This is a genomic window from Metasolibacillus sp. FSL H7-0170 (assembly GCF_038593115.1).
GTDB classification, from domain to species: Bacteria; Bacillota; Bacilli; order Bacillales_A; family Planococcaceae; genus Metasolibacillus; species Metasolibacillus fluoroglycofenilyticus.
Map to the genome: position 1 here is coordinate 108,265 of NZ_CP151964.1, position 15,668 is coordinate 123,932.

Genomic DNA, 15,668 nt, shown 5'->3' on the forward strand with positions numbered 1-15,668 from the left:
TCATTTAGCTGGATGGCAAGGGAACTTTTGAACAATAAAAGAAACACGAGGTTCAGCGAATTAAGAAGGCCTTTTTCAAAAAGGACAAAAAGTCAATTTGCCACAAAGAATGTGTGGTGTGAGTTGGCTTTTTTACTTCTTGTTATAAAACGATATTCATTTTTCTAATGTAAGGTTATTTAATTATTATTGAAAGGCTATCTATTCGCAGATTGAAATGGAGGTGGCACTACTCCAGTGGGAAAAGCGGAGGCTTCAACCGTAACGGAAATCAACGTTTAATTAAGCATTCGCTATAATTTTTCCCTTAAAGATATTAAAACCCCTCTAGCTACATAAGATATAGGAAGAAATAAATTGCATATTCGAGCGGAATTTGAAAAGAATAACAAAAAACCATTTGTAAACGCATTCATTTTTCACTATAATGATTGTTAATAGAATATGAATAATATACTAGGTGAAGGGGAGAGTGTCATGACAGAGAAGGTGTGGTTAAAGAAGTATCCCGAGGAAATTCCGCATGAAATCGAATTACCAGCAATGCCAGTACAGCAATTTTTAACGGAAGCTTACAATGAGTATCCTGATAAAATAGCGGTGCATTTCATGGGAAAGGAATTAACATATAAGGAGCTTTATGAATCAGCTTTGAAGTTTGCCAACTATTTACGTTCTCTAGGGGTGGAGAAAGATGACCGTGTTGCGGTAATGTTGCCAAACTGCCCACAAGCTGTTATCGCTTATTATGGTACGATGTATGCAGGTGGTATTGTTGTTCAAACAAATCCGCTTTATACCGAACGTGAGCTTCAATATCAAATGGCTGATTCCGGTGCTAAAGTACTTTTAGTAATGGATATTTTATATCCACGAGCGATGAAGATTATAAAAGAAACCGCTTTAGAAAATGTCATTGTAACCGGTATTAAAGATTATTTACCATTCCCGAAAAATTTAGTTTATCCTTTTATTCAAAAAAAGCAGTATGGCTTTAGTGTAAAGGTAGAGCACAGTGGTACGAACCATCTCTTTACACATATCATGCAATCCAGCTCACCACAGCCTATTGCTCTCGACTTTGATTTTGAACAAGATATTGCTTTATTGCAATATACAGGGGGAACAACGGGGTCACCAAAAGGGGTTATGCTAACACATAAAAACTTAATTGCTAATACGAAAATGTGTGATGCATGGATGTATCAAAGCGATGAAGGAAACGAAGTCATTTTAGGTATATTGCCATTTTTCCATGTATACGGTATGACGACTGTATTAATTTTAGCGGTTATGATGAAGAGCAAAATGGTGCTATTACCGAAATTTGATGCTGAGCAAGCGCTAAAAACGATTGATAAGCAAAAGCCAACACTGTTCCCAGGTGCACCTACGATGTATATTGGCTTATTGAACCAGCCGAATATCGAAAATTATGATCTTTCTTCAATTAAAGCATGTTTAAGTGGCTCCGCTCCACTGCCTGTTGATGTGCAAGAGAAATTTGAAAAAATTACTGGTGGAAAGCTTGTTGAAGGCTATGGCTTAACAGAAACATCTCCAGTAACGCATGCCAACTTCATATGGCATGAGCGAGTTGTTGGCTCAATTGGAGTACCATGGCCCAACACAGATGCAATTATTTTGCGCGGAGGCGATTATGAACCATTACCACCAGGGGAGATTGGCGAAATTGCGGTAAAAGGTCCGCAAGTGATGAAGGGCTACTGGAATCGCCCTGAGGAAACAGCAATGTCATTTTATGATGGTTGGTTTTTAACAGGTGATTTAGGCTATATGGATGAAAACGGTTATTTCTATGTGGTTGACCGTAAAAAAGATATGATTATCGCAGGTGGCTTTAATATTTATCCACGTGAAATAGAGGAAGTATTATATGAGCATGAAGCAATACAGGAATGTGTAGTGGCAGGTATTCCTGACCCATATCGTGGTGAAACAGTAAAGGCATATGTTGTATTAAAAGAGGGCTATTCAGTAAGCGAGGAGCAATTGGACGAATACTGCCGTAAAAGTTTAGCTGCCTTTAAAGTACCCCGTCATTATGAGTTCCGAAAAGAACTGCCAAAAACAGCAGTCGGAAAAATTTTACGCCGCTCATTAATTGACGAAGAAAAGCAAAAGCTAGCTGTGAAAGAAGCATAAGAAAATGTTGGATTAGCTACTTGACACATAGTACAATAAATAATAATATAAAAACATGAATGAATGGTCATTCATGTTTTTGTTTTGGATAATCAGCAGATGAATTCAAAGCATAATTGATTTTTTACTGGTGGTGATAAACATGAAGCGCAATAAGCCAAAATATAAACAAATTATTGATGCTGCTGTTATTGCAATTGCTGAAAATGGCTACCATCAGGCACAAGTTTCTAAAATTGCCAAACAAGCTGGCGTGGCGGACGGAACAATTTATCTTTATTTTAAAAATAAAGAGGACATTTTAATTTCTGTCTTTCAAGAAAAGATGGTCGTATTCGTTGAAAATTTGCAAGAAATTTTAAAAAGTGGTGAAACCTCTTCGGAGAAATTATGCCGAATGATTGAAAGCCATTTTTCAGTATTGGCAAGTGATCATCATCTAGCTACAGTAACACAATTAGAATTGCGTCAATCCAACAAGGAAATCCGCTTAAAAATCAACGCGATTTTAAAGGAGTATCTAAAGCTCCTCGATGAAATTCTAATCGAGGGCATGGTATCAGGCGAATTTAATTCTGCAATGGATGTGCGAGTAGCACGTCAAATGGTATTCGGTACAATAGATGAAATTACAACAACTTGGGTAATGAACGACTATCGCTATAATTTACTTGAACAAGCGCCAAAAGTGCAGCAATTACTACTGCATGGCTTAAAAGCTTAAAGGGGTGTATGGGAGAATGGAATATCTCAATTGGACAATAGACGAAGGGGTAGCGATTGTAAAGATTCAGCGCCCACCCGCTAATGCCTTATCACGAGGAATGATTGCCGAAGTGAATGAATTACTCGATAAGGTAGAGCAAGATGACAATGTACGTGTTATCGTGCTGCACGGTGAAGGTCGCTTTTTCTCTGCGGGTGCAGATATTAAAGAGTTTACAGAAGTATCATCAGGTGCAGAATTTGCTAAATTAGCCGTGCATGGACAAAATGTGTTTGAGCGATTGGAAACATTCCCGAAACCAGTTATTGCGGCAATCCATGGCGCAGCATTAGGCGGTGGGTTAGAGCTTGCGATGGGCTGTCATTTACGCTTTGTGACAGAGGGGGCAAAGCTAGGGCTACCAGAGCTACAGCTTGGCTTAATTCCAGGCTTTGCTGGGACACAGCGCTTGCCACGTTATGTCGGGTTTGCAAAGGCGGCAGAAATGCTGTTTACATCTGAGCCAATCACTGGAACAGAGGCTGTCCAGTGGGGATTAGCAAATCAAGCATTTACGGATGAAGAATTATTACCAAAAACACTTGAAATTGCGAAGAAAATTGCAAAGAAAAGCCCTGTTGCGCTTAAGGCGGCAATTGCTATGCTGCAATATGCTAAAACGGCATCGTTCTACGAAGGTGCAGCAGCAGAGGCAGAAAGCTTTGGCACAGTTTTCGTATCAGAGGATGCAAAAGAAGGAATACAAGCATTTATTGAAAAACGTCAACCAGTTTTTAAAGGTAAATAATCAATTACGCCCTAGCGTAATTGCGTGCGGATTTTTTTCGAGCTTGGTGGCGGAGAAGTTAACCTAAAACCGTCACATTCGCTTTGGTTCAATGGGTGTCCAAGCGCTCACTGAACGAGGAAGAAACATTGATATTTACCACTTTACTTGTAGGAAAGGTATCTAATACTGAACCATAATAAATAAGCTTTCGGAGGTCTGTAAAATGAATATTTATGTATTAGTGAAACGCACGTTTGACACAGAGGAAAAAATCGTTGTATCAGGTGGCCAAATTCAAGAAGATGGTGCTGAATTTATCATTAATCCGTATGATGAATACGCAATTGAAGAAGCAATTCAAAAGCGTGATGCATTAGGCGGGAAAGTAACGGTAATAACAATTGGCGGAGAAGATGCCGAGAAACAACTGCGCACAGCATTAGCTATGGGGGCAGATGAAGCGGTATTAATCAATACAGAAGATGATTTAGACGATTTAGATCAATACACATCAGCTTATATTCTAGCAGAATATTTAAAAGATAAAGAAGCAGATTTAATTTTAGCAGGTAATGTTGCGATTGATGGCGGCTCTGGTCAAGTAGGACCTCGTTTAGCTGACCTTCTAGGCATCAACTATGTAACGACAATTACAAGCTTAGAAATCGACGGTACAAACGTGAAAATCGTACGTGATATTGAAGGGGACTCAGAAGTATTAGAAACTTCATTACCTTTATTAGTAACAGCTCAGCAAGGTCTAAATGAGCCACGCTACCCATCTTTACCAGGTATTATGAAAGCAAAGAAAAAGCCATTAGAAGAGCTTGAGCTTGATGACTTAGATATCGATGAAGATGATGTAGAAGTAAAAGTGGAAACAGTAGAAATCTACTTACCGCCACAAAAAGCGGCAGGACGCATTTTAGAAGGCGAATTACAAGCGCAAGTTAAAGAGCTTGTAAACTTACTACACACAGAAGCGAAAGTTGTCTAATTTTCGGTCATAACAAAGGTAACGGAGGGAATAGCATGTCAAAAAAAGTGTTAGTATTAGGGGAAGTTCGTGAAGGAAGCCTACGTAACGTATCGTTCGAGGCAATTGCGGCAGCAAAGCAAATCGCTGACGGTGGAGAAATCGTTGGTGTATTAATTGGGGATGCAGTAGCGGATGTAGCAAATGAGTTAGTAGCATATGGCGCAGACCGCGTTGTAACAGTTGAACATCCACACTTAAAATCATATACATCAGATGGTTATAGCCAAGCATTTATGGCTGTTGTAGGTGAAGAAAGCCCAGAGGCAATCGTTTTCGGTCATACGGCATTAGGGAAAGATTTATCGCCAAAAATCGCTTCTAAATTGCAATCGGGTCTTGTATCAGACGTAACGGAAATCGAAGGTGCTGGCGATAGCGCATTATTTATCCGTCCAATTTACTCTGGAAAAGCATTTGAAAAAGTAAAAGTAAAAGAGGACATTGTATTCGTAACGATTCGTCCAAACAATATTGCACCGCTTGCTAAAGACGCAGGCCGCTCAGGTAATGTATCCTCATTAGCTGTTGAAATTACAAATTTACGTACAATTATTAAAGAAGTTGTACGCAAATCAGCAGAGGGTGTTGATTTATCAGAGGCGAAAGTAGTTGTTGCTGGTGGTCGTGGTGTGAAGTCTGAAGAGGGCTTCGAGCCATTAAAAGAGCTTGCTAATTTATTAGGTGGCGCAGTAGGGGCTTCACGTGGTGCATGTGATGCAGAATACTGTGATTACTCTTTACAAATCGGTCAAACAGGTAAAGTCGTAACACCAGACCTTTACATTGCTGCAGGTATTTCGGGCGCAATCCAACATTTAGCTGGTATGTCAAACTCGAAAGTAATTGTAGCAATCAATAAAGACCCAGAAGCAAATATTTTCAAAGTAGCAGACTACGGTATCGTCGGCGACCTATTCGAAGTTGTACCGATGTTAATTGAAGAATTTAAAGCGTTGAAGGCGAACGCTTAATAAAGAGGCTGTAGGGGAAACACTTCCCTACAGCTATTTGCATTTTTATTGAAATGGAGAAAAGGTCATTTTCATTTAAAGAATTGAATAATTAAAAAGCTCAATAAACAGGGCACTGAGTATCATTTTTGAGACAGTAAGAAAACACCTTATTTTAAAACCAGTTGACGGTATTGAACCGGCGGCTGGTTGTTTAATTTCATTTTAATCCGAATTGTTTAATTGATCTAGAAATTCTTTCGTTTTTGCAAAGTCTGGATCAATATACACTAAATATACATATAATCCATAGGGCGTATATTCGGCTTTTATTATATGGGACGTTTCACTTGAATAAATGAAACGAGTATCATTATTCGTAAATTTTGTTCCATTATAATGAGTAAATACTTCATCAAAACGCCTTTCATCTACCCCCATAAGGATGAGAGATTTTAATTTCCCCTGTACAAAATAAAATCTCGCATCGCCTTCATAATCTAATATAAGATCAGCATTATTGCCATCCTCAAAAAATTCAGTAGTATAATTTTCACCTAAAGTTTCCATTAGTTTTGATGGAGAATCACCTAACGTGATACCATGTAAATAAAATAAGCCTTGCTCCTCATAAAATATGGGTTCAGTGAGGTCGACTTTTGTGGCATGTTTATCAATTATAAACATCTGATTGACGATAAAAAGAATAGAGCTGATTGTTAAAATGGCACTTAGCATAATAAATCTCCATTTATATATGGGCTTTTGTGGACCTCTTTCTATCTCTTGTAAAACATTATGCATCACACGTTGTTTAATGGCTTGTAAGTCTTTTATTTCAGTAGGTGTATAGTTATTCATTTAAAAGCACCTCCCATTGAATATCCTTCAATTTATTCTTTAATAGCTCTTTGCTCCTTCTTAATCGCGTTTTTACCGTACTTTCTGGAATAGACAAAATACTTGCTATATCTTTAATATTCATTTCATTAAAATAAAAATAAATGAGTACCTCTCTTTGTTTTAATGGTAATTCAAGGATTGCCTCTGCTACTATAGCTTCTTCATCTTTTCTTACTAATTCATCTGGCTCCATTTTACTAGTCGAGGGGAAAATTTTATTTTGCAGTTGTACTTTTTTATAAGACCAACTTCTTAAGTAATCCTTGCTTTTATTTGCTGTCATCTTATATAAATAAGCTTGTAATTGTCCACGTTCTTCATATTTATCTGGATGATGATATATTTTAATAAATACTTCCTGTACAATATCTTCTGCTACATGGCGATCCTTTACGTAGTAATATGCTAATCGTATTAAGGATTCTGTATAGAGATTCATTATTTCTTTTAAATTGTGAATAGTTAACAAGTATCGCACCCCTTTCTTTATATGTTAAACGATTCTTAATACAAGAAAGTTTGGGTATTTTTTATTTTGTGCTATTGAAATTTAAGTGCTTACTATAAAACTGAACTGGAAACATTCGGTTTTTGTAAATTTTCTTAAGTTTTTACTAGTCATATTACTTTGAAAGTAGGTGATTATGTTAATGGATACTATTACACTTAGATCTCTGCAACAGGCTGACTTCCCCTATGTATTAATATGGAGCAAAGACCCAGAGTTTTGTGCGGCAAATGGCTGGGAAATAGAGCGCCAAGAGGCTGATCTCGCTGCATGGTGGGAGCGCTGCTTACATATAAATAGCCCGTCGTTTATTCGCCTTGGAATTGAATATAAAGGAATACTTATTGGCTACGCAGATTTAGCTGAAATACATGACCAGCAAGCGGAAATTGGAGTAGCGATTGGGGATAGGAGTCTTTGGGGGATCGGGCTAGGCACGAAAGTGGTTAAACAGCTTATAGATTATGGCGCTGATAATTTGAATATTACAATATTCAAAGGGGAAACACATGCGACAAATCTTCGCTCACAAAACATGTTGCAGAAATTTGGCTTTAAAGAAATCAGTCGCATAGGTAGTGAGCTGTATTGCAATGAAGAAGTGACATTGGTTCAATATCAATACAGTATTTACTAAGCAAATAAAAGGACAAGACTAATATGAGCAATTCACTGTTATTGGTATTTTAAACATGCTATACTACAGGCAGATGTTAGTGAAGGAGGCTATTTAAAATGGCAATTATACAAGCAACAGATCAAAACTTTGCACAAGAAATCGCTAATGGCGTTGTTCTTGTAGATTTTTGGGCAACATGGTGTGGCCCGTGTAAAATGATTGCACCTGTTCTAGAGGAATTGGATGCAGAAATCGGTAACGATGTGAAAATTGTCAAAGTAGATGTTGATAACAACCAAGTGACAGCAGCAGAGTACCAAATTATGTCGATTCCGTCATTACTATTATTTGTAGATGGCGAATTAAAAGCGAAAACAGCTGGTTTCCAACCGAAAGAAGCTTTAATCGACTTTATCGATTCAAACAAATAATGAGAAAAAGGGTGTCCGAAAAGTATTATCTTTTCGGACACCTATAGCTTATATGTTAAATATTTGCTGAAAACTATTGTTCCTGCCGATAGTAACACACTATCCTCGTCGCAAAGGGGGCGTCCAAAAAAGAATTTTCGGGCGCCCCCTTCGTGATGATAACGCTATATGACAAAGTATAGGTGATAAAATGATGAATGAGATTATTCAAAACAAACTAGCTATTTTACCAGATGAGCCAGGCTGCTACTTAATGAAGGACCGACAGGGAACGGTGATTTATGTAGGTAAGGCAAAAATATTAAAAAACCGTGTTCGCTCTTATTTTTCGGGGACACATGATGGCAAAACACAGCGCCTAGTCAGTGAAATTGAGGATTTTGAATATATCGTTACAGCTTCTGACTTAGAAGCCTTAATGCTAGAGTTAAACTTAATCAAGCAATACGATCCAAAATATAATATTATGCTGACAGATGATAAAACGTATCCGTATATTAAAATTACAAATGAAAAATACCCGCGCATTTTAACGACGCGTAAAATTAGCAAAGATAAGGCAAAATATTTCGGTCCATATCCGAACGCTTATGCGGCGAATGAAACGCGCAAACTTTTAGACCGCATTTATCCGCTAAGAAAATGTGCGCAACTGCCAGCCCAAGTATGCTTATATTACCATTTGGGACAATGTTTAGCACCCTGCGTAAAGGAAATTGAACCGCAAATTTATCGTGAAATGGCAGAGGAAATTGCTAAATTTTTAAATGGTGATTATGTCGAAGTGAAGCAAAGTTTAGAGCGTCAAATGTATGAAGCGGCAGAACAGCTACAATTTGAAAGAGCAAAGGAATTCCGCGACCAAATTACGCATATTGAGGCGATTATGCAAAAGCAAAAAATTATAACGAAAGATTTATCAAATCGAGATGTATTTGGCTATGCAGTGGAAAAAGGCTGGATGTGTGTGCAAGTACTGTTTGTGCGACAAGGAAAATTAATCGAGCGCGATGTTTCTATTTTTCCAATTTATCGTGACCCAGAAGAGGAATTTTTAACATTTGTCGGTCGCTTTTATGAGGAAACGAAGCATTTAAAGCCGAAGGAAATATTTATTCCTTCTACAATTGATGAAAAATTGCTCGAAAGCTTACTTGAAGTCCGCGTGGTAATTCCAAAGCGCGGAGCCAAAAAAGAGCTAGTGGATATGGCGATGAAAAATGCTGAGATTGGAATACATGAAAAATTCCAGCTAATCGAAAGACAGGAAGTACGTACTGTCGGCGCTTGTGAGACGCTAGGTGAGGCGATGGGTATTGCTTCGCCATTGCGTATTGAAGCGTTTGATAATAGCCATATGCATGGAGCTGATGCTGTTTCTGCAATGGTTGTTTTCATTGATGGCAAGCCTGCCAAGAAAGAATATCGTAAATATAAGCTAAGAGAAACAGCAAGCCATGACGATTATGGTGCGATGCAGGAAGTTATTCGTCGTCGCTATACGCGCGTGTTAAAGGAAAATTTGCCGCTGCCTGATTTAATCGTTATCGATGGTGGTAAAGGGCAGATGGAGGTTGCGCGTGAAGTGATTGAGGATGAGCTTGGCTTGTATATTCCAATCGCAGGGCTCGCGAAGGATGAAAAACACAACACATCACAGCTTTTATTTGGTGATCCACCAGTGCCAATTGTGTTAAAGCGGACAAGTGATAGCTTCTATTTGCTACAGCGCATTCAGGATGAAGTACACCGCTTTGCTATTACATTTTTACGTCAGCAGCATGGCACAAACGCCATTAAATCAGTACTTGATAATATTGAAGGTATTGGACCGAAGCGCAAGCAACAGCTATTAAAGGCATTTGGCTCAGTAAAGAAAATTCGCGAAGCAACTGTTGAGGAGCTGGCAGCACAGCGCATTCCACAGGCGCTAGCGGAAAAAATTTATACGTATTTTCAAGAGGAAGCAAAGAAGAAGAGCGAGTAGTAGGGAGTGCTTTTAACTATTAAGGAATTGAGAATATGTTGGAATCGCAAATAAAAGCGAGATTTTTATTATTTCATTGTAACTCCTCTATTACAAAGAGAGCGTCCAAAATGCCGGCTATGCACGGCTTTTTGGACACTCTTTACTTAATTACTTCCTTTAAATCTGATTTTAATTGAAACTGAACAAGTTGCTTTTTGCTATTTTTTTCATCATAGCATTCTGTTAAAAAGCCAATTTGATGTTGTAGCTGCTGCGCTAAAAAACCTGCTTCAAGGCGGAAGCAGCGGCTATCGAATCTTAAAATATCGGCATCACCTGTCAAAATATATGTACGGCTATCTTTCGTTTCTTTTTCTAGTGTTAATGTTCCCCAGCCGGCCTCCTTGAAAAAAGTGGCTGCTTCTTCCATTGAAAAAAGTGGAAACTTTCGAGCTATTTCTTTGCCTGACCAATAAAGCACATCTTCTTCATGCTTTCCTAATATAGAGGACAGTACATAATCACGTATAATTTCATAGCCGAATGTAGGGATCATCTTTGTATTACCGGTTTCCATTGATAAAAACCTCTTTCTAAATTTTCTTCTATTCATTTGAATTGTGCAAAAAAATGACAATACGCAACAAAAAAATGCATAAACCAGCAAAAAAAATACTTAAAGAGAGAAAGGAATTATTGCAAGCTACCTTGACGCTCTAGTAGGTTGAGAGTACAATGAACATGTCATAATATTGTACCATGATGAAATGCGCAGTCAATGGACAACGTTTACAATTTCGTGACGACCTGACTTGCGTATTTTAAGTACTAAGGGGGGTAACAGTCTTGTCAAAAGATCGTGAGTTTTTATGGCGCCGCTTACATTCTCTATTAGGTATTATTCCAGTAGGTCTGTTTTTGGTGTTCCACTTATCTTTGAACTTCACTGCAGTTGGTGGTGAAGATACTTACAATAGCGCAACTGGAATGATGGAGTTAGTTCCACATGCACTATTGCTAGTAATGGAATGGGTAATCATTTATATTCCATTAATGTTCCATGCTTTCTACGGAGTGTATATTGCATTCACAGCAACGAATAATACGTCACGCTTCAGTACGTTTCGTAACTGGGCATTCCGTCTTCAACGTATGACGGGTATTTTCCTAGTTGTATTCATCGCATGGCATATTTTCCAAACGCGTATTCAAAAAGCGCTTGGTGCTGAAGTAAACTACGATATGATGGCGGAAATCGTTGCATCGCCATGGATGCTTGGTTTCTACATAGTGGGAATTTTATCAGCAACATTCCACTTAGCAAACGGCATCTGGGCATTTTTAGTGAGCTGGGGTATTACTCAATCTCCAAAATCACAACAAATTGCAACTTACGTAACGATGGTTATTTTCGCTATTCTAAGCATCGTTGGTGTAGCAGCTATTTTAGCATTCGTTTAATCGAAACAATCGCTTATTTGAAATGAGCGGGGAAAGAGAAGTTTTAGCTAAAGAAAGAGGAGTGAGAAGAAATCATGGCAAAAAGCAAAATCATCGTTGTTGGTGGCGGTTTAGCTGGCTTGATGGCAACGATTAAGGCTGCTGAAGCAGGCACTGAAGTTGAATTATTCTCATTAGTTCCAGTTAAACGCTCACACTCTGTTTGTGCGCAGGGCGGAATTAATGGTGCAGTAAATACAAAAGGTGAAGGGGACTCTCCTTGGATTCACTTTGACGATACAGTATATGGTGGCGACTTCTTAGCAAACCAACCACCAGTAAAAGCTATGTGTGACGCAGCACCTGGTATTATTCACTTAATGGACCGTATGGGTGTAATGTTCAACCGTACGCCAGAAGGTTTACTTGATTTCCGTCGTTTCGGAGGTACATTAATGCACCGCACAGCGTTCGCTGGTGCAACGACTGGTCAACAATTATTATATGCACTAGACGAGCAGGTTCGTGCACACGAAGTTGCTGGTTTAGTAACAAAATATGAACATTGGGAATTCCTTGGTGCTGTACTTGATGATGATGGCGTATGCCGCGGTATCGTAGCACAAGATTTAGTAAAAGAAGAAATCCGCGCATTCCGTGGTGATGCTGTCATTATGGCAACTGGTGGTCCTGGTATTATCTTCGGTAAAACAACAAACTCTGTAATTAACACAGGCTCTGCTGCTTCTATCGTATATCAACAAGGTGCATCTTATGCAAATGGTGAATTCATTCAAATCCACCCAACGGCAATTCCTGGCGATGATAAGAACCGCCTAATGTCTGAATCAGCACGTGGTGAAGGTGGACGAGTTTGGACTTATAAAGATGGTAAACCTTGGTATTTCTTGGAAGAAAAATATCCAGCATACGGTAACCTAGTACCACGTGATATTGCAACACGTGAAATTTTTGACGTTTGCGTAAACCAAAAACTTGGTATTAACGGCGAAAACATGGTGTATTTAGACCTTTCTCATAAAGATCCACATGAGCTTGATGTAAAACTTGGTGGTATCATTGAAATTTATGAAAAATTCGTTGGGGATGACCCACGTAAATTACCAATGAAAATCTTCCCAGCAGTTCACTACTCAATGGGTGGTCTATGGGTTGACTACAATCAAATGACAGAAATTCCTGGATTATTTGCTGCTGGTGAGTGTGATTTCTCACAACATGGTGCAAACCGTTTAGGAGCAAACTCATTATTATCAGCTATTTACGGTGGTATGGTTGCAGGACCAAATGCTGTTGACTATGTAAAAGGTCTTAAGAAGCATGCAGAGGATTTACCGGAAACTATTTTTGAAGCACATGTGAAAGAAGAGACTGAGAAGTGGGAAGCAATCCTGAAAATGGATGGCACAGAAAATGCCTACTTATTGCATAAAGAGCTTGGCGAGTGGATGACTGACAACATGACAGTGGTACGTCATAACGACCGCCTAGAGAAAACTTACGAGAAATTAACTGAACTTCAAGAGCGTTGGGAAAATATCAATATTTATGACACGCAAAAGTGGTCAAACCAAGGTGCTCACTTTACTCGTCAGTTAAAGAATATGCTTTACCTTGCAAAAGTTATGACAAAAGGTGCGTTACTGCGTAATGAATCTCGTGGTGCACACTATAAACCTGATTTCCCGAACCGTGACGATGAAAACTTCTTGAAAACAACAATGGCGAAATTTGATCCAGCAACGGGTGAGCCTATTATTACTTACCAAGAAGTGGATGTTTCATTAATTCCGCCACGTAAACGTGACTATTCTTCGAAAGGGGATAATTAATGATGGAAGCAGTAAACACTGGTAAAACGGTTGAACTGATTATTGTTCGTCAAGATACGGAAAATGGTCCAACACGTGAAGAAAAATTTAACGTGCCTTACCGTCCCGGTATGAACGTTATCTCTGCTTTGATGCATATTCAAAAATATCCTGTAACGGCTGATGGTAAACAAACAACGCCTGTTACTTGGGATATGAACTGTTTAGAGGAAGTTTGTGGTGCATGTTCGATGGTGATTAACGGTCGTCCACAGCAATCTTGCTCGGCATTAGTAGATAAATTAGCACAACCAATTCGTTTAGAGCCAATGAAAACTTTCCCAGTTGTTCGCGACTTACAAGTAGACCGTAGCCGTATGTTCAACGCCTTGAAAAAGGTAAAAGCATGGGTGCCAATTGATGGTACTTATGATTTAGGTGAAGGTCCACGTATGCCAGAGCGCAAACGTCAATGGGCTTACGAATTATCTAAATGTATGACATGTGGTGTATGTATGGAAGCATGTCCGAACGTATCTGAAAAAGCTTCGTTTATCGGACCAGCTCCATTATCACAAGTTCGTTTATTCAACACACACCCAACAGGTGCGATGAATAAAGACGAACGTTTAGCTGCAATTATGGGCGACGGTGGTTTAGCTAACTGCGGTAACTCACAAAACTGTGTAGCTGCATGTCCAAAAGGTATTCCTTTAACAACTTCAATCGCTGCTCTTAACCGTGCTGCGACTGTTCAAATGTTCAGAAACTTCTTCGGTTCTGACCATATGGTAGACTAATTAAAAGCCATCTGAAAGTATACATGCTTTCAGATGGCTTTTTTCGTTGCAAAAAATTATTTTCACTATGAAGTTCCACTGGTGAATTTTAGTAGTAACTGAAGTCAATAGATGCGAAGCTGACGCTGTTTCTAACTGAATCGCCAATCAATTCTATAAACGTAGGCTAAGTCAATACGTGAATTCTCCAATCTCTATATGTTATAATGAATGAGTATTCATTATAAGGGTTAAGGGGGATTTTTTATGCGCGCAGCATATATTGAAAATACAGAACAGTGGATGGCAGAATTTCAATTCTCGATTGAGGTGAAAGTACGCTTTAGTGAAACCGATATGTACGGGCACCTAAATAATACAGTACCGTTTACTTATTTTGAAATGGCACGTATCGAATTTTTAAAATCGCTTGGTTTAATGACGGATTGGACATCACCAAACAGTGAAACTATTCCTGTCGTTGCAGATTTGCAATGCGATTTTTTGCAACAAGTGTTTTTTGATGAACGCTTGCAAATTTTCGTAAAAGCAGCAAAAATCGGCTCTAGCTCTGTTGATATTCACTATCTTGCAAAAAATGAAAAAAATTTCCCTGTTTTTACGGGACGAGGCACAATTGTGCAAATAAATCGTGAAACAGGGAAAGCGCAAGGCTGGTCAGAGCAGACAAAACAACTAATGCTTGCGAAGTAGTGAAATCGCCCTCACCGTAATGCTCCTATTCACATATTTTACAAAGAACAGGATAGGAGGGTGTATAATATGGGGAACTCACAATCGCGCTTGTTATTAACGAAACGAGAGCGTGAAATATTCCAATTACTAATCGAAGACTACTCGACAAAGGAAATTTCGGAAAAACTTGGCATTAGCGAAAAAACTGTTCGCAATCATATTTCCAATACAATACAAAAATTAGGTGTTTCAAGTAGAACTCAAGCATTAATCGAATTATTACGACTACAAGAATTAAAGTTAAATGGAACGTAAGCTTGCTATTTTTTAAAAAAAACCTCAAAATAGAGCTATGAATTGTTGTTAGGAGTGATCTTAGAAAATGCAAAATAACGAAAAACATAGTGCTGATTCTATAGCTACCATAGAAAAAGAACTGCGATTTATTTCACACTTAGTTAAACAAAAAGGTCGCGAAATTTTAAGTAACTATACAATAACACCTCCGCAATTTGTAGCGCTACAATGGTTGCAAGAAGCAGGCGATATGACAATTGGTGACTTATCAACCAAAATGTATTTAGCTTTTAGTACGACGACAGATTTAGTGGATAGAATGGAAAAAACAAAACTTGTACAGCGTGTTCGTGATGAACAGGATCGACGTGTTGTACGCATTCATTTACTGCCTGAGGGAGAGCGTATCATTCAAGAAGTAATCGAGCAACGACGACACTATTTACGAAATATTATGGATGATTTTGATGTCGAAGAAGCAACTGATTTAGTACGACTTTTAAAGAAATTACATGTACAAATGAAATAGGATTGAGGCGGTTT

Annotated in this window: 17 protein-coding genes; 14 read left to right on the plus strand and 3 right to left on the minus strand. The window is 38.5% G+C overall.

The genetic code is table 11. The features are described from left to right. Positions 1 to 477 precede the first annotated feature (477 nt). From MHH70_RS00460 to MHH70_RS00480, 5 genes are all read left to right on the plus strand, one after another. Entirely contained in the window at positions 478 to 2,166 is a 1,689-nt protein-coding gene (locus tag MHH70_RS00460; RefSeq protein ID WP_066162258.1) for a long-chain-fatty-acid--CoA ligase, read from the plus strand. A gap of 142 nt (positions 2,167 to 2,308) precedes the next feature. Then, complete coding sequence (locus MHH70_RS00465; protein ID WP_066162260.1) at positions 2,309 to 2,890, plus strand: TetR/AcrR family transcriptional regulator; 582 nt, start codon at positions 2,309 to 2,311, stop codon at positions 2,888 to 2,890. Between the two features lie 16 nt (positions 2,891 to 2,906). Continuing rightward, the gene (locus MHH70_RS00470; RefSeq protein ID WP_342472230.1) at positions 2,907 to 3,680 is read left to right on the plus strand and encodes an enoyl-CoA hydratase; all 774 of its coding nucleotides are present in this window, start codon (positions 2,907 to 2,909) and stop codon (positions 3,678 to 3,680) included. Between the two features lie 205 nt (positions 3,681 to 3,885). Further along, positions 3,886 to 4,659, plus strand: a complete 774-nt coding sequence (locus MHH70_RS00475) for an electron transfer flavoprotein subunit beta/FixA family protein (RefSeq protein ID WP_342472231.1) — start codon at positions 3,886 to 3,888, stop codon at positions 4,657 to 4,659. Between the two features lie 35 nt (positions 4,660 to 4,694). After that, positions 4,695 to 5,672 carry an electron transfer flavoprotein subunit alpha/FixB family protein gene (locus MHH70_RS00480; protein ID WP_342472232.1) on the plus strand — a complete coding sequence of 326 codons (978 nt, stop codon included), beginning with the start codon at positions 4,695 to 4,697 and terminating at the stop codon, positions 5,670 to 5,672. Positions 5,673 to 5,876: 204 nt separating this feature from the next. On the opposite strand, the gene MHH70_RS00485 is transcribed toward MHH70_RS00480, so the two are convergent. Further along, on the minus strand, positions 5,877 to 6,512 hold the full coding sequence (locus MHH70_RS00485; RefSeq protein ID WP_342472233.1) for a hypothetical protein: 636 nt from the start codon (positions 6,510 to 6,512) through the stop codon (positions 5,877 to 5,879). Continuing rightward, entirely contained in the window at positions 6,505 to 7,023 is a 519-nt protein-coding gene (locus MHH70_RS00490; protein WP_342472234.1) for a sigma-70 family RNA polymerase sigma factor, read from the minus strand. Before MHH70_RS00490 ends, MHH70_RS00485 begins: the two co-directional genes overlap by 8 nt. A gap of 181 nt (positions 7,024 to 7,204) precedes the next feature. On the opposite strand from MHH70_RS00490, the gene MHH70_RS00495 reads away from it, so the two are divergent. The 3 genes from MHH70_RS00495 (at position 7,205) to uvrC (ending at position 10,099) form a co-directional block, all read left to right on the plus strand. After that, positions 7,205 to 7,699 carry a GNAT family N-acetyltransferase gene (locus tag MHH70_RS00495; protein ID WP_342472235.1) on the plus strand — a complete coding sequence of 165 codons (495 nt, stop codon included), beginning with the start codon at positions 7,205 to 7,207 and terminating at the stop codon, positions 7,697 to 7,699. A 98-nt stretch (positions 7,700 to 7,797) separates the two neighbouring features. Beyond that, positions 7,798 to 8,112, plus strand: a complete 315-nt coding sequence (trxA, locus tag MHH70_RS00500; RefSeq protein WP_066162279.1) for a thioredoxin — start codon at positions 7,798 to 7,800, stop codon at positions 8,110 to 8,112. 193 nt (positions 8,113 to 8,305) lie between these two features. After that, positions 8,306 to 10,099, plus strand: a complete 1,794-nt coding sequence (gene uvrC, locus MHH70_RS00505; RefSeq protein WP_342473235.1) for an excinuclease ABC subunit UvrC — start codon at positions 8,306 to 8,308, stop codon at positions 10,097 to 10,099. A gap of 142 nt (positions 10,100 to 10,241) precedes the next feature. On the opposite strand, the gene MHH70_RS00510 is transcribed toward uvrC, so the two are convergent. Continuing rightward, complete coding sequence (locus tag MHH70_RS00510; RefSeq protein ID WP_066162286.1) at positions 10,242 to 10,658, minus strand: YslB family protein; 417 nt, start codon at positions 10,656 to 10,658, stop codon at positions 10,242 to 10,244. A 269-nt stretch (positions 10,659 to 10,927) separates the two neighbouring features. Between MHH70_RS00510 and MHH70_RS00515 the strand changes: the two genes are divergently transcribed. The 6 genes from MHH70_RS00515 to MHH70_RS00540 all read left to right on the plus strand — a co-directional run bounded on the left by MHH70_RS00515 (position 10,928) and on the right by MHH70_RS00540 (position 15,654). Then, a complete protein-coding gene (locus MHH70_RS00515) occupies positions 10,928 to 11,542 on the plus strand; it encodes a succinate dehydrogenase cytochrome b558 subunit (RefSeq protein ID WP_066162288.1) in 615 nt (204 codons plus the stop codon). A gap of 74 nt (positions 11,543 to 11,616) precedes the next feature. Further along, a complete protein-coding gene (gene sdhA / locus MHH70_RS00520; protein WP_107942925.1) occupies positions 11,617 to 13,374 on the plus strand; it encodes a succinate dehydrogenase flavoprotein subunit in 1,758 nt (585 codons plus the stop codon). Continuing rightward, a complete protein-coding gene (gene sdhB / locus MHH70_RS00525; RefSeq protein WP_201261905.1) occupies positions 13,374 to 14,153 on the plus strand; it encodes a succinate dehydrogenase iron-sulfur subunit in 780 nt (259 codons plus the stop codon). The genes sdhA and sdhB overlap by 1 nt, the downstream gene beginning before the upstream one ends. Before the next feature lie 246 nt (positions 14,154 to 14,399). Then, a complete protein-coding gene (locus tag MHH70_RS00530; RefSeq protein WP_066162293.1) occupies positions 14,400 to 14,846 on the plus strand; it encodes a thioesterase family protein in 447 nt (148 codons plus the stop codon). Between the two features lie 69 nt (positions 14,847 to 14,915). Beyond that, positions 14,916 to 15,143 carry a LuxR C-terminal-related transcriptional regulator gene (locus MHH70_RS00535; protein ID WP_042474889.1) on the plus strand — a complete coding sequence of 76 codons (228 nt, stop codon included), beginning with the start codon at positions 14,916 to 14,918 and terminating at the stop codon, positions 15,141 to 15,143. A 67-nt stretch (positions 15,144 to 15,210) separates the two neighbouring features. After that, a complete protein-coding gene (locus MHH70_RS00540; protein ID WP_066162296.1) occupies positions 15,211 to 15,654 on the plus strand; it encodes a MarR family transcriptional regulator in 444 nt (147 codons plus the stop codon). Positions 15,655 to 15,668: the final 14 nt, after the last annotated feature.